1 protein-coding gene is annotated in these 1,060 nt (G+C 70.4%); it reads left to right on the top strand.

The genetic code is table 11. From position 1 onward, the window contains the following. Positions 1-114: 114 nt before the first annotated feature. Positions 115-1,060, top strand: a 946-nt coding sequence (locus NBW84_RS06075) for an AAA family ATPase (protein ID WP_250282498.1), incomplete at its 3' end; no start/stop codon positions are given.

Here is a 1,060-nt window from a genome sequence, read left to right as displayed (position 1 = left end):
CCGCCTGCCGGGAGCCTCCGGACAGACACTTTCCGTGATGGCTTCGACTGCCCAGGCGATCCCTTCGGTAGCATGTATCTATGTAGATGGCATCTACATAGACGGGATTCAGGTGTGACGACGGGTTTTGTCGGACGAGCGGCCGAGCTCGCTCTCCTGCGGAAACGGCTGGACCGGGTCGCCGCCTCGCATTCCGGGGCGGCGCTCGCCATCCGAGGCCGCCGCCAGGTGGGCAAGTCACGCCTCGTGCAGGAGTTCTGCGATCAGGCCGGCGTCCCCTACCTGTTCTTCACCGCCACCAAGGGTGCCTCACCGGTCGAATCGGTGGCCGCCTTGTTCGCGGACCTGAAGGAATCGTCCCTGCCGACCGATCGTGAACTCGTCCCCGCGCGATCCACGGGAAGCTGGCCGGACGCCTTCCGCGTCCTCGCCTCGGTCCTGCCGGACGCGCCGGCGATCATCGTCCTCGACGAGCTCCCCTGGCTCGCCGAACAGGACGACCTGTTCGACGGCGCGCTGCAGACGGCCTGGGACAGGCTGCTCGCCGGACGGCCGGTGCTCCTGCTGCTGCTCGGCAGCGACATCCACATGATGGAACGGCTCACCGCCTACGACCGCCCGTTCTTCGGCCGGGCCGACAACCTCGTCCTCGGCCCCCTCAACCCGCTGGAGACCGCTCACGCTCTCGGCCTGGACGCGGCCGACGCCATCGACGCCCACCTGGTCTCCGGCGGACTGCCTGGCATCCTGCGGAGCTGGCCGCACGGGACCCCGCCGCTGCCCTTCCTGGAACAGGAGTGCGCCGACCCGGCCTCGCCGCTGTTCAGCGTGCCGGAATCCACGCTGATGGCCGAATTCCCCACGCCCGACCAGGCGCGGCGCGTCCTCGAAGCGGTGGGTGCCGGGGAGCGCACCCATGCCAACATCGCCGCGGCGGCGGGCGGCCGGCAGGGTGCTCTGCGTTCGGGGTCGCTGTCGCCGCTGCTGCGCCGGCTTGTCGAGGAGAAGCGGGTGCTCGCCGTCGACGAGCCCCTCTCGACACAGCCCGGCAGGCCCGCGC

The sequence above is a fragment of the Protofrankia sp. CiP1_Cm_nod2 genome (assembly GCF_920664355.1).
GTDB lineage: Bacteria > Actinomycetota > Actinomycetes > Frankiales > Frankiaceae > Protofrankia.
The sequence above is the reverse complement of the archived record's forward strand: the minus strand, read 5'-3'. Positions and strand labels throughout refer to the sequence as shown.